This is a genomic window from Psychrobacillus sp. 05T411 (assembly GCF_056396485.1).
Genome location: NZ_JBFTLO010000023.1, coordinates 1 through 12,497, shown reverse-complemented (window position 1 = coordinate 12,497; position 12,497 = coordinate 1). Strand labels below are relative to the sequence as shown.

Below are 12,497 nucleotides of genomic sequence, written 5' to 3'. Positions count from 1 at the left end.
TGTACGTTTCGGTTCGCTTTGGACAAAATGATCACTACATAATTACCGAGGAAATAGTGTAGAACTAGTTTAGTTCAAAGTACTCCAAAGGCACCAATACTTAAAGAGCCTTGTTTGATATTACAATTTTATGAAGCAATTCACTAAGCACTTTTGGTTAATCAACACTTGTGCTTTTTCATCTTTCTTTACAGAGTGCCTAAATCGTAGTAAAATATGTTTAGCTAGGTAAATATATTTCTTTAACCAATTAAAAAGGAGTCGTTTAATCGATGAACCCACTTTTTCATGAACTTTTTCAAAAATCTCGTTTTTTAACGAATGAAATAAACCTTACTTTAAAAAAACACAACTTATACGCTTCCCAATGGACAGTTCTCTATACAATTCAAAAACATGGAGAAATGTCATTAACACAAATTTGGAAGTATTTAAACGTGGAAGCACCAACCATTACTCGTACTGTTTATCGTTTAGTCGAGCTCGGTTGGATTGACATTCGTCCTGGAAAAGATCGTCGTGAAAAAATTGTCCGTTTATCCGAAAAGGCTTCTCAAGACTTCTCCGACATTAAAGAATCTATCTTGGAATTTGAAGATAGAATGGTCAAAAGTTTCACAAAAGAAGAAGAAACTATATTTATCGAACTTTTACGCAAAATGAAGTAAGGGGAAATACATGTGAACAAAAAAGAACCTATTTGGACAAAAGCATTTATCAGTTTGTTTGCTACAAACTTTTCTATTTTTATTATATTTTATGGTTTAGTGTCCGCCCTTCCTCTGTATGCAACGGATATTTTATCTCGTTCTGACGAAGATGCCGGTTTATTAATGACAATATTTTTAATCTCCGCCATTATTGTGCGTCCGTTCTCTGGAAAATTGTTAGATCTAGTCGGTAAGCGGAAAGTACTGTGGACTACTTTCTTTCTTTATCTGTTATGTACTGCACTTTATTACTTCGTGGTGCCATTTGAAGCGTTATTAGTTTTACGACTTGTACAAGGAATTTTCTTTAGTATTGCAACGACAGCAAGTGGATCTTTGGCAGCAGACAATATTCCTGTCTCTAGACGTGGTGCAGGATTAGGATATTTTGTTATGTCAACAAACTTAGCTGTTGTTGTCGGACCTCTTGTCACATTAACTATTATTCAATATTTCTCATATGATATGATGTTCTTAATGTTGACCGCACTGCTTATTATTGGTGCAATTGCAGCTTTAATGATACCCGCTGATAAGAAACTTTCCACTCCTCCTGCCAAGTCCCGATTGACTTGGAATGACCTATTTGAGAAAAAGGCTTTGCCTATTGCGCTTAATGCTTGTATTGTTGGGTTTTCCTATGCAGGTGTCCTCTCCTATTTGTCGATTTATTCACAACAAAAAGGAGTGCTACATTTAACAAGTAGCTTTTTTGCAGTCTTTGCAATCGTCATGCTTGTAACTCGTCCGTTAACTGGAAGAATTTTCGATGAAAAGGGACCGAAGTATATTATTATCCCTGGGCTAATTTCATTCATTGTCGGCCTTGTTTTACTTGCTTTTATGAACTCTTCATTCCTATTTTTACTTTCAGGTGCATTTATCGGCCTTGGTTATGGAGCAGTTGTACCCAGCTTTCAAACACTTGCTATCCAATCTACTACGCATGAAAGAAGTGGATATGCAACCGCTACATTCTTTACATTATTTGATACAGGATTAGCAATAGGATCTTTTTTACTTGGAATAATTGCTACACAATTTGGCTATCAAAACTTATATGTAATGTCTAGCGTAATCGTTTTTGCAGCCCTCCTTTTATTTATAGGACTACAAAAGAAAAAAGACCGTTTGGCGTAAAAGCTGAACGGTTTTTCTTTTCTAATTTTTTCGTTTATATTATGTATATTATCCCTCTATTTGGCAAGACTTGAATGGACATATATTCAGGAGGGAATACAGATGAAGAAACCATACATTAGTTTATACGTTTTAATAATAGTTATACTTAGCGGATGTAGTTTTCCGTTAGCAGATGCTGGTTCAAATGAACAAGTGCAAGTTTCACTGCTAAACACGGAAGGGAAGGAAGTAGGACAAGCTACTTTAACAGACCAAGCAAAAGGGGTTCATATTTCCATAAAAGCGGAAGGCCTACAACCAGGTGTGAAGGCAATTCATTTTCATGAGACGGCTTTATGTGAAAAACCAGATTTCAAAACTGCCGGCGCCCATTTTAACCCTACACATAAAGAGCATGGCTTTCAAAACCCAAAAGGCTATCATTTAGGAGATTTACCTAATATTGAAGTTGATGCAAATGGCATAGTTGAATTAGAAACAGTATCTCCAGCGGTAGTGTTAGCAGCAGGGAAAAGTAACTCCTTGTTAGACGCGGATGGAAGTTCTATTATTATCCATGAAAGTGCAGACGATTATAAGACAGACCCTTCCGGTAATTCCGGAAATCGTATCGTTTGTGGGGAAATTAAGAAATAGGTTGGAAGGTGATTCGGATGAAAACGATAGGCTGGTTGCTCCTTTTAGTTATAGCCATTTTCTTCTCTAGACCATTATGGGAAGAGCATGCTACAAAATATGTTGATCTTGCTTTTTTAGAACCCGTTGATGAATGGATCGAGTCAATAGAGGTTACGCACTATTTGGACGAAGCAAAGGCATACTGGAAAGAAATAAAAGATGAACCAGTCACCAATATTTCTTCCGATCAACAAACACTTCCTGGCGAAGGAATCGAATTAGATCAAATCACCATTGGGATGAAAAAAAGTGAGATTGAAAAAATTCATGGCAATGCAAAACGAGTGAGCTTAAATGAATATGATTTAGTTTGGCATACCTACCATGAAGAATATCAAAATTTCATGATGGTTTCATACGATAGCAAAAATGCAGTGAATGCCATGTTCACAAACCAGCCTTCCGAGTCTTCCTTTTTAGGATTACCTATGGATAGTACAAGAGATGAAGTTCTCGCTAAACTAGGGGAACCGATTAAGAAATTAAAAAAAGGAAATGTTATCTATATACTTCCTGACGCAGGGGAATATGATTTATTCCTAATCGATCATAATTATGTAACCTTCTTTTACGACTTACATGAGAATAATACAATTACCGCTATACAAATTATGAAGGAATCTGTAGAAAAAAATCACTCTACAACATTCGGGGAACCATCCGAGGAATTAAAAACAGGTTTTGAGTTTCAGCTTTTTGACTTAACAAATTCCGCCCGATTTATTAGGGGCTTGTCTATTCTTACATATGATGAAGCTGTCAGTAACACAGCCCGTAAACATAGTGAGGATATGGCGAATCATAATTACTTTAGTCACGAAAACTTAAAAGGAAAGTCCCCTTTTGATCGACTAGAGGATGACGGTTTAACTTTCTCATATGCAGGTGAGAACTTAGCTTATGGACAAACTAGTAGTATTTTCGCCCATGAAGGGTTGATGAATTCTAAGGGTCATCGGGAAAATATATTAAATAGAGATTACCGAAATTTAGGTGTAGGAACGGCTTTCAATAAAAATGCTACCCCTTACTATACGGAGAACTTTTTCTCGAAATAAAAGAATCCTTCCAGTCGAAGGATTCTTTTTTCATTTAAAATGTTTTAACGCTTCTCTTTTGCTCAACGGTGCAAGTTGTGTATTTTCTACAAACTGACGAACAATTTCTGGCTTAGTTTTTGCATATTCCCTAAGTACCCAACCGATCGCTTTTTGGATAAAGAATTCTTTTGAACTCCAATGTCGATTAATGATTGCAAATAATAATTCTTCATTCGCCTCTTGCTTATACTTTAACTGATGTAAAATGGAAGCACGATTTGTCCACATATTAGCAGACTTGGCCCACTCCATCATAACAGCTTCCCCTTCTACTCTATCCGTTTTCACAATGTTTCCAACAATTTTAGGAGCAATTGCATCGACACTATCCCACCAAGAATTCGTTTCAATGAGTTTTAGACAAAAAGGTAAATCCTCGATTGTTAATTGCTTTTGGTATTTGGCAAGCAATTCAATCGCTACGTAATGATATTCACGCTCTTTTAATTGGAAAAGTGCCCAAACTTCTTCTTGTACAGAATCTATTGGTGGAAGTTCATTTTCCTTTATCAGTGCACGAAATAGCATTCTTCTTTCGGGTGTTTTAATACCTAAAAACGGAAAATTGTTTTTCATATACGCAGCCATTGGCAATGCATTTTCTTCGTTTCGGTGAGGTTCCATATAACTTTTCACAAGATCGATTGACCATTTCATTTTAAGTGGAATCCTTTACTTGCAAGGAACTCTGCCATATGTGGACGGCGTGGTTTTTCTAGGAATTCTGCCATTTGTTCGGTCCAATTTGCTACTTTTTGATTGGAACCACGACTTGCATAATACGCTTCCATCGTGTGATCGTATTCCTTTAATAGCGATTCGTATTTTGCGCTATCATAGCTATTCTCATGTAAAATTGCAGCGACAGGAAGACGAGGTTTTACTTCGTTTTGCTGATCTGGTACCCCTAAAGTTATCGCAAATAACGGAAATACTCCTTCCGGCAAGCCGACTAATTGACTAATCTCTGCTGGTGCATTACGCACTCCACCTATGAAGCAAATCCCAAAACCTTTTGATTCTGCAGCAATAACTAGATTTTGGGCAAACAAAGCAACATCGACTGCTCCAACTAATACATTTTCAGTTGTATCGATTTCAATTTGCGTGTTATGTAGTTTTCCTGCTGCTTGTAGGCGATGAAAATCAGCACATAATAATAAAGCAGCTCCCGCTGTTTCAAATTGTTTAGGATTTTGTGAAAGTCTACCTAGTTCCTCTTTTTTAGCCGCGTCCCTTACCCAAATGACGCTATATGCTTGTACGAAGTGAGAGCTTGCTGCATGTTGAGCGGTTTGGACTAACTCTGAGACCTCTTCTTTCGTTAGCGTATAGTCTTTATACTTTCGAACCGATGAATGGGAACGTAATAGTTTTTCTACCATTTGCGATAACCTCTTTCACTTTTAATTGTTATTTATAAGTATACCGAAAAAACGAAAAGAGTGGACAAATGTGCCTTCCATAGACACTTTCATCCGCTCTTATGCTTTAAATAATTTAGAATGCGAATAGCACAATAAAATATACAACCATTGCTACTAGTCCAAGTGGAAAACCAAACTTGGCCCATTCTTTACTTTGAATACCTAGTTTACCTGCCGAAATAATATTCGGTATGTTCCCAGGAATGAGCATTCCTCCACTAATCATAAGTCCTAGTAGAATCGCTCGAATCGTTTCCTCACTCATAGCTGGACTAATTTCAGCAGCTGCTAACGTAGCATTATCTAGTACAGCTGAAATCATATTGATCCAATATAAAATAGCAGGATTCAAATCAAGTAAATAATTATTAATGAGTGGTTCAAAACCTGCTCCAAGTAATGTTAGCCCCATTACAAACAAGTAAATTTTAACTGTTCGAATAATGATTTCCTTATATGATTCGCTTTCTTGCTTACTAGATAGACCTTCTTCGTTTTGTTTCGGCTTTACTAGGAAAGCTGCTAATATCCCAAAAATGATAACCGCAGAAATAATTTCAGGTCCGATTAGACGGAAAAGATAGAAAAAGTCTTGATCTAATCTACTAATAGCTATTGTCGAAAGTGGTTCTCCAATTGGCGTTAAAGCTGCCCCTAGACCAATAGAAAAACAAGCTAAAATAACGAGGCGTACCTCTGATTTACGGTCAAGCTTAATCACACTAACGATTAACACTAGCACTAAAGCCGCGATAATTGCAGTAATGACACTAGAAAGTAACCCCAAAATAATAACGACTAGTGCAATAAATAAGCGAAAAGGCATTGCATTACTGATGCCTAAAATCCCTTTTTCTAAAGGAGTTTGAAGCCATTTGAATAATAATCCCGCTACTAAAACAGCTAGCGTTATTTTAATAGGATCTTCTAGTGCTTTTATAAATAGGGACATATCCAACACGCCACTAACAATCGCCGCTGCAATACCCATGATGAATAAAAAGACTTCTAAGTTATGCTCCACGTATTTAACACTAAAAGGTAAAAATAAAACGAACAGTAGTATAATAAGTAAACCAATAATCATTGCTATGTAATCTTCCCTTCCAACTAAACATATCCAACCAAACTTTAATAAATATCATTATTAATAGTTTAACATAATTATAACAATATTCGAACTTATATTTTTATTAAACATTGTTTTTTCTCTTTTCATTATAAAAAGCGAATAAAGAAGTTTTTGACTTCCTCATTCGCCCCTTTATTATATTTGTAGTTGCTTATTTTCTTCTTCCGTAAATGCACGCGATCTTGTTAGGAAACGTTTTCCTTCTACTCCTTCTAATGAAAACATTCCTCCCCTACCGTCTACCACATCAATGATTAACTGCGTGTGCTTCCAGTAATCGAACTGATTTTTATGCATATAAAACGACACTTCCCCAATTCGCCCTAATAATACATCTTGATCTCCTACAATAAGATCTCCATCGGKATAACACATCGGGGATGAACCATCACAGCAACCACCTGACTGGTGGAACATCAAAGGTCCATGCTTACTTTTTAACAATTCTATGAGTTCCAGTGCAGCGTCTGTTGCAATTACGCGCTCAACCATCTACACTCACCCTTTCCTCTATCAAAAGAATCCTAATTTATTTTCACTGTAGCTTACAAGCAGATTCTTCGTTTGTTGATAATGACTTAACATCATCAAGTGGTTTTCACGACCTACCCCGGACATTTTGTATCCACCAAATGCCGCATGTGCAGGATATTGGTGATAGCAGTTTGTCCAAACTCGCCCAGCTTGAATGCCACGCCCAAATCGGTACGCCGTGTTCATATCTCTTGTCCAAATACCAGAACCTAGTCCGTATAATGTATCATTTGCAATTTCTAGTGCTTCTTCTTTCGTCTTGAACGTTGTAACAGATACTACTGGTCCGAAAATCTCTTCTTGGAAGATACGCATTTTATTATTCCCTTTAAACACAGTTGGTTTAATATAATACCCTTCTGAAAGTTCCCCTTCCAGTGTATTGCGTTCTCCACCGATTAAGCATTCTGCACCTTCTTGCTTGCCAATATCTAAGTAAGATAAGATTTTCTCCATTTGTTCTGTAGAAGCTTGAGCACCCATCATCACAGTTGGATCTAGTGGATTTCCTGTTTGAATTGCTTCTACTCTTTGTAGAACACGTTCCATAAATTTATCATAAATAGACTCTTGGATAAGTGCGCGTGAAGGACATGTACATACTTCTCCTTGGTTAAGAGCGAACATAACAAATCCTTCTACCGCTTTATCTAAAAATGCATCATCTTCGTCCATAATATCCTCGAAGAAAATATTTGGTGATTTTCCTCCAAGTTCTAACGTTACTGGGATTAAGTTTTGAGAAGCATATTGCATGATTAATCGACCAGTTGTTGTTTCTCCAGTAAATGCAATTTTACTAATTCTCGGACTAGACGCTAAAGGTTTTCCAGCCTCTAAACCAAAGCCATTCACAATATTTAAAACACCAGGCGGCAATAAATCACCAATTAACTCCGTCAATACTAAAATAGAAGCAGGTGTTTGTTCAGCCGGCTTTAACACAACACAGTTACCTGCAGCAAGAGCTGGCGCTAGCTTCCAAACAGCCATTAAAAGCGGGAAATTCCAAGGGATAATTTGTCCCACAACGCCAAGCGGTTCATGGAAGTGATACGCGACTGTATCATTGTCAATTTGGCTTAGTCCCCCCTCTTGTGCACGAATAGCTCCAGCAAAATATCTGAAATGATCAATAGCCAGTGGTAAGTCGGCATTTAATGTTTCTCGAACTGCTTTCCCGTTATCCCATGTTTCTGCTACCGCTAATGTTTCTAAGTTTTCTTCGATTCTGTTTGCAATTTTGTTTAATATATTGGATCGTTCTGCAACAGAAGTTTTGCCCCACGCATCCTTTGCTGCATGTGCTGCATCTAATGCAAGTTCGATATCTTCTGCCGTTGATCGCGCAACTTGTGTAAATACTTTACCTGTTACTGGTGTAACGTTATCAAAATATTGTCCTTTTACTGGGGGTGTCCATTCACCGTTAATATAGTTTTCATACTTGTCCTTAAACGAAACCTTTGAACCTTCAGTATTCGGAAATGCATAAACCATTTTGTAATTCCTCCCCTTAGCAACATTTTTTTGCACATCACAAATATATATGCAGATATCTATTTGTGTATGCGCTTCCAAAACTATTAAAATAAAAAATAGTCTCTATATCATTTTGTCAGATTAGAATTACAATTACAAATATTAAGTTTAGTATATTTACTAAAAGTAGAAGGGTACTTTAAGTGCGATTCTCAGCTTCTGACAAATAATAGTGTGCGTAATAAAAATATAGGGATAATGCGTCATAGTAATTAGCGTCTCACCCCAAGTAAAGAGCTATTTTATGAATTGATTGCTTTCATCAACAATTTGGTTGATCTCGTCCGAATCTTGTTGCTTTCGCGTTGATTTAATTGCTTTGCGAATAGGGTTGGTTGCTTTCAATGCCTGATCAGTTGCCCTTAGTCATTTATTGGAATTACTGCATTTCCTTACGACGCATTATCCCTAAATAGTGTCATACCTTACGTCATAGATTTACTTGTTCCCAGAACAAAAAATGGCTAAGATACTTTATGCATCTTAGCCATTTCCTTAAAGTTATTTACTTGTTTCTCTTCTTACTATAGGTGCTACTTCTGTTGCTAGCAGTTCAATACCTTTTGCAATCTCGCTAAATGATTGGCCACCTATATCCATTTGTGCGATAAATCGGTCGTGTCCAAATGCTTCATGTTGTCGAAGAATTTTTTCTGTGATTTCCATTGGACTACCTACAAATAATGCAGTTTTTGGACTTGACATATGCTCGAAATCGGAACGAGACATTCTAGTTCCCATCCCTCTTTGCTTATTCACATATGACCAATAATTAGCGTAATAAGGATAAAATTCGTCTTTTGCTTGTTGGCTTTCTTTTGCTATATACGTGTGCCCATTGACAGCAATCGGTAAGCTTTCTAGTTTATGTCCAGCTTCCACACCTGCTTGCTTATACAAATCAACTAGATCTTTAAAATGGGTTAATGGTCCTCCTAATATAGCAAGTGCCAGCCCTGTTCCAAGTTTCCCAGCTCTAATTGCACTTTTTGCAGTCCCGCCTACTCCTACCCAAAGTGGGAGCTTTTCTTGAACGGGTCTTGGCGAAATCATTGCATTTGAAAGTTTTGGACGAAATTGTCCTTGCCATGTGACGATTTCTTCTTTATTCAATAACTGAAGCAATTGAATATTTTCTTCAAACAACGCATCATAATCATCCAAGTCATAGCCGAAAAGAGGGAAAGATTCGATAAATGCCCCTCTTCCTGCAATGATTTCCGCTCTACCTTCGGAAATGACGTCTAGTGTAGCAAAATCTTCAAATAAACGAACAGGATCTAGAGTGCTTATCACACTCGTTGCACTCGTCAGTTTAATACGTTTAGTTGCTTGAGCAACGGCAGAAAGGACAATTGCTGGCGATGAAACAGTATAATCCAATCGATGATGTTCCCCCACACCAAAAACGTCAAGGCCCGCTTCATCCGCCAATTTCCCTAATTCAATAACTTCTTTTAAGCGTTGCTTTGCACTAATTGTTTCTCCCGTGAGAGGATTTGGACCGATGTCTCCAAATGTATAAATTCCAATTTCCATCGTTTACTCCGCTTCTGCTACTACAGAAAAACGTGTGTTAATATGTTTAGGATTTTCGATTTCATCTACAATAGCAATTGCATAATCTGCATAACTTATATAGCTGTCGCCTTTTGAATTTAATATTAGATTGTCTTTTCCTAATTGATAAGAGCCTGTTCTTTTACCTTCAGCATCAAAGTGACCAGCTGGACTTACAAATGTCCATTGGATATCCGTTGTTTCTTGAAGTTCTTGCAAGTTGCGTCCTTGACCATCAGCAGTTGGTTTAAATATTTCCGGGAATTCCGGTGTATCGATTACACGGATTGTTTTAGCTTCGTCTACAAATAGGCTTCCTGCTCCACCTACTACAATTACTCGTGTGTCCGTTCCTTTAAGTGCCTCGATTAAAGCGTGCCCTGCATCTACATGTGCTTGCCCTTCTCCAAGTGGAGCTCCAAATGCATTTACGACTACGTCAAATTGTTTCACATCATCTGTTGTAAGATCAAATATGCCTTTTTCTAAAACTTGAACTTGTTGATCATTCAATTTAGAAGCATCTCTCACAATAGCAGTTACTTCGTGCCCTCTGTCTGCTGCCTCTTTAAAGATTAAATTTCCTGCTTTACCTGTTGCTCCAATTACACCTATTTTCATATTACTTACCTCCGATTAAATTTTAATTTGCTGTAACCACTAAAGTTACAACTATTGCAAAAAAATTGAATGCTTATGATCCAATTTTTTGACTTAACACTTGAACTAACTCATCCATCGTAACTTCCTTTAAAACTGCTTCCATTGCATCTTGTGCGCGAACTAGTATAAGTTCCAATATACCTTGAATATTGGCTCCTACCGGACAATTGGGATTAGGGTTTTCATGAATTTGAAAAAGCTCGCCCTTATCCACTACATCTACGGCATGATATACATCTAATAATGTAATATCATGTAATGGCTTTTGTAATGTTATACCGCCTGGCCCTCGTTTAATATCAATGATTTCTGCCTTTTTTAACATACCCATTATTCTCCGAATTACTACTGGGTTTGTATTCACGCTTTCTGCAATCCACTCAGAAGTGCAAACGACGTTTCGATCTAAAGTTACAAGAGATAGTATATGCACAGCAACTGTAAATCGACTACTGATTTTCATATCTATTCGCCTCCCGATGTAACCATTATAATTACATCTTCTTTTTTCGTCAAACAAAATGATTGCTACTTGTTAAACCTTCTATCTTTTTCTTTTCATATGTTGCAAATTTCTATAAAATGATAATAAGAGAACTTACTAGAAAAGAGGAGATTAAATTGAGTGACATATCAGCAGAACTAAATAGCAACACAAAAGTTGGAAAGCTCCCTCATAAAAATGCTCCCAAAAAAGTAATTTTTGCGCGTACGCTAATGATTGCTATTGGTGCCATTTTAATGGCAGTTGGATTAGAGTTATTTTTAGTCCCAAACCAAATATTAGACGGCGGGGTCGTTGGGGTATCCATCATCATTTCTCACCTAACTGGGGTCCGTTTAGGTATTTTCATATTTGTCCTCAACATTCCATTCTTTTTCCTAGGCTATAAACAAATAGGAAAAACCTTCGCATTATCAACTCTTTTTGGCATTACTGTCTTATCCATTTTTACTTCTTATTTACATAATATTGATGCTATAACTTCTGATTTATTGCTTTCCACTGTATTTGGTGGAATCATTTTAGGAATGGGTGTCGGTCTAGTTATTCGAAACGGTGGTTCCTTAGATGGTTCAGAAATTTTAGCGATTTTATTCAATAAAGCCCTGCCATTTTCAGTTGGTGAAATTATTATGATTATTAACTTAGTTATTTTCAGTGTGGCGGGCTTTGTATTTACTTGGGAGCAGGCCATGTATTCTTTTTTGGCTTATTTTATCGCCTTCAAAACAATTGATATTGTCATTCAGGGACTGGATGAGTCCAAATCTGTTTATATTATTAGCGAGCAGATCGAAGATATCGGGGACGCCATTATGGATCGACTTGGTCGCGGAGTAACTTACTTACACGGGGAAGGTGCCTATACGGGGGACAATAAAAAAGTGATTTTTACAGTCGTTACTAGGATAGAAGAAGCAAAACTTAAGTCGATTGTTGAAGAAATTGACGACCATGCATTTTTAGCCATTGGCAATATTGCAGAAGTACGCGGCGGCCGGTTTAAGAAGAAGGATATTCACTAATAAATAGTAACTTGCGCCGTGTAGGGAAACGGCGACGTAGTGTGTTGATTAGTGACCGCTATGATTTTCGCTGCAGGACGGACGCTTTCCGTGGGGTGAGTGATGAGCCTTCACCGCCGCTTGCGCGTACGTTGTGAAGTCTCATCTTACTCACTTGATCCCACTGGAGTCGCCGCCTGCAGCGAAAATCAATGGAGATTGCTAAATTATTGAGATCCCATATTAACAATAAATGGTTGAACGAGACAATATCCACTGTGAACGCGCCAATAAGATAGCTGAACACAACAAACTAGTCGAGTAGATGCCGGCCAGGCGTGTTCGACGGACTTTAAGACATATAATTCCTATAATAGGTCGGAATTATAGTTGTCTCACATCAAGTAAAGAGCCATTTTGAGAATTGGTTGCTTTCACGAGTAATTTGGTTGCTCTCGTGCTGATTTAGTTGCTTTCCATATAGAACTGGTTGCTCCCA

Annotated in this window: 13 protein-coding genes; 5 read left to right on the top strand and 8 right to left on the bottom strand. The window is 37.4% G+C overall.

The features are described from left to right. Nucleotides 1-272 precede the first annotated feature (272 nt). From AC1DFT_RS15620 to AC1DFT_RS15605, 4 genes are all read left to right on the top strand, one after another. Nucleotides 273-668: a MarR family winged helix-turn-helix transcriptional regulator gene (locus tag AC1DFT_RS15620; protein ID WP_478159682.1), complete on the top strand. Its 396-nt coding sequence runs from the start codon at nt 273-275 to the stop codon at nt 666-668. A 12-nt stretch (nt 669-680) separates the two neighbouring features. Further along, complete coding sequence (locus AC1DFT_RS15615; protein WP_478159680.1) at nt 681-1,850, top strand: MFS transporter; 1,170 nt, start codon at nt 681-683, stop codon at nt 1,848-1,850. Between the two features lie 102 nt (nt 1,851-1,952). Further along, nucleotides 1,953-2,489 (top strand): superoxide dismutase family protein, encoded by a 537-nt coding sequence (locus AC1DFT_RS15610; RefSeq protein WP_478159678.1) that lies wholly within the window; start codon nt 1,953-1,955, stop codon nt 2,487-2,489. 17 nt (nt 2,490-2,506) lie between these two features. Next, nucleotides 2,507-3,589: a CAP domain-containing protein gene (locus tag AC1DFT_RS15605; protein ID WP_478159676.1), complete on the top strand. Its 1,083-nt coding sequence runs from the start codon at nt 2,507-2,509 to the stop codon at nt 3,587-3,589. 30 nt (nt 3,590-3,619) lie between these two features. Here AC1DFT_RS15605 and AC1DFT_RS15600 read toward each other — a convergent pair whose 3' ends face one another. The 8 genes from AC1DFT_RS15600 to AC1DFT_RS15565 form a co-directional block, all read right to left on the bottom strand. Continuing rightward, a complete protein-coding gene (locus AC1DFT_RS15600; protein ID WP_478159674.1) occupies nt 3,620-4,288 on the bottom strand; it encodes a DNA alkylation repair protein in 669 nt (222 codons plus the stop codon). Next, on the bottom strand, nt 4,285-5,016 hold the full coding sequence (gene nfsA, locus AC1DFT_RS15595) for an oxygen-insensitive NADPH nitroreductase (protein WP_478159672.1): 732 nt from the start codon (nt 5,014-5,016) through the stop codon (nt 4,285-4,287). The genes AC1DFT_RS15600 and nfsA overlap by 4 nt, the downstream gene beginning before the upstream one ends. Nucleotides 5,017-5,131: 115 nt before the next feature. Continuing rightward, nucleotides 5,132-6,145, bottom strand: coding sequence for a DUF1646 family protein (locus tag AC1DFT_RS15590; RefSeq protein ID WP_478159670.1), 1,014 nt, complete (start codon nt 6,143-6,145; stop codon nt 5,132-5,134). 180 nt (nt 6,146-6,325) lie between these two features. Beyond that, entirely contained in the window at nt 6,326-6,682 is a 357-nt protein-coding gene (locus AC1DFT_RS15585; protein ID WP_478159668.1) for a DUF779 domain-containing protein, read from the bottom strand. Nucleotides 6,683-6,703: 21 nt separating this feature from the next. Further along, complete coding sequence (gene adh / locus AC1DFT_RS15580) at nt 6,704-8,224, bottom strand: aldehyde dehydrogenase (protein WP_478159666.1); 1,521 nt, start codon at nt 8,222-8,224, stop codon at nt 6,704-6,706. Between the two features lie 543 nt (nt 8,225-8,767). Continuing rightward, nucleotides 8,768-9,805: an LLM class flavin-dependent oxidoreductase gene (locus tag AC1DFT_RS15575; protein ID WP_478159664.1), complete on the bottom strand. Its 1,038-nt coding sequence runs from the start codon at nt 9,803-9,805 to the stop codon at nt 8,768-8,770. 3 nt (nt 9,806-9,808) lie between these two features. Continuing rightward, nucleotides 9,809-10,447, bottom strand: coding sequence for an NAD(P)-dependent oxidoreductase (locus AC1DFT_RS15570; RefSeq protein ID WP_478159662.1), 639 nt, complete (start codon nt 10,445-10,447; stop codon nt 9,809-9,811). A gap of 73 nt (nt 10,448-10,520) precedes the next feature. Further along, a complete protein-coding gene (locus tag AC1DFT_RS15565) occupies nt 10,521-10,952 on the bottom strand; it encodes an Rrf2 family transcriptional regulator (RefSeq protein WP_478159660.1) in 432 nt (143 codons plus the stop codon). Nucleotides 10,953-11,206: 254 nt separating this feature from the next. Here AC1DFT_RS15565 and AC1DFT_RS15560 point away from each other — a divergent pair, with 254 nt between their 5' ends. After that, on the top strand, nt 11,207-12,019 hold the full coding sequence (locus AC1DFT_RS15560) for a YitT family protein (RefSeq protein ID WP_478159746.1): 813 nt from the start codon (nt 11,207-11,209) through the stop codon (nt 12,017-12,019). The last annotated feature ends 478 nt before the right edge of the window (nt 12,020-12,497 follow it).

Bases quoted from the DNA above. Each gene is read 5' to 3' on its own strand.
- AC1DFT_RS15620 (WP_478159682.1), top strand. From the start codon at position 273: ATGAACCCACTTTTTCATGAACTTTTTCAAAAATCTCGTTTTTTAACG.
- AC1DFT_RS15610 (WP_478159678.1), top strand. From the start codon at position 1,953: ATGAAGAAACCATACATTAGTTTATACGTTTTAATAATAGTTATACTT.
- AC1DFT_RS15605 (WP_478159676.1), top strand. From the start codon at position 2,507: ATGAAAACGATAGGCTGGTTGCTCCTTTTAGTTATAGCCATTTTCTTC.
- AC1DFT_RS15600 (WP_478159674.1), bottom strand. From the start codon at position 4,288: ATGAAATGGTCAATCGATCTTGTGAAAAGTTATATGGAACCTCACCGA.
- nfsA (WP_478159672.1), bottom strand. From the start codon at position 5,016: ATGGTAGAAAAACTATTACGTTCCCATTCATCGGTTCGAAAGTATAAA.
- AC1DFT_RS15590 (WP_478159670.1), bottom strand. From the start codon at position 6,145: ATGATTATTGGTTTACTTATTATACTACTGTTCGTTTTATTTTTACCT.
- adh (WP_478159666.1), bottom strand. From the start codon at position 8,224: ATGGTTTATGCATTTCCGAATACTGAAGGTTCAAAGGTTTCGTTTAAG.
- AC1DFT_RS15575 (WP_478159664.1), bottom strand. From the start codon at position 9,805: ATGGAAATTGGAATTTATACATTTGGAGACATCGGTCCAAATCCTCTC.
- AC1DFT_RS15570 (WP_478159662.1), bottom strand. From the start codon at position 10,447: ATGAAAATAGGTGTAATTGGAGCAACAGGTAAAGCAGGAAATTTAATC.
- AC1DFT_RS15565 (WP_478159660.1), bottom strand. From the start codon at position 10,952: ATGAAAATCAGTAGTCGATTTACAGTTGCTGTGCATATACTATCTCTT.
- AC1DFT_RS15560 (WP_478159746.1), top strand. From the start codon at position 11,207: ATGATTGCTATTGGTGCCATTTTAATGGCAGTTGGATTAGAGTTATTT.